A 459-nucleotide genomic window follows, 5' to 3' on the forward strand; every position below is an offset into this window, starting at 1 on the left:
CTTGAGTTTCGCACTTACGCGGCGGCTGCGGCGCAGGCCAGGGCATAGTCGCGCAATAAGTCAGGGTCGACCTGACCTGGGCGAACGGTGGAAAACCTGGCCGTGATCAAGGTCTTCCGCAGCTTGACAATCATGTCTTCGAAGGACGGCTCGGCCTTGCTCTCGTACCACGGCTCGGCGAGCCGGCGGGCGGCGACGTCGTCGGGGTGGTAGCCGTGCAGGGCGTACCAGACGATGACCATCGACTGCACCAGCATGCCGAACGGAACCGTCCGCTCGACCGCCTTGGGCACGCGGTTGCGGGCCTGCCCGACACCCATCTGCTGCTTGCCAATCGCGTTCGACGGCTCGATCGACCACCGCACCGCATAGCGCTGCACCACCTCGGCGGCGGTGGCGACCGCGTCGACGGTGAACAGCGCCAGGTCGCACGGCTTGACGGAGCCTTCCTCCCGGACC

General features: G+C 66.9%; 1 pseudogene. It reads right to left on the minus strand.

Annotated elements, in window-relative coordinates:
- Positions 1–14 precede the first annotated feature (14 nt).
- Positions 15–459: pseudogene (locus MJ797_RS25000) on the minus strand (hypothetical protein); the annotation flags it as partial.

The sequence above is a fragment of the Protofrankia sp. CiP3 genome (genome assembly GCF_917627345.1).
GTDB lineage: Bacteria > Actinomycetota > Actinomycetes > Frankiales > Frankiaceae > Protofrankia.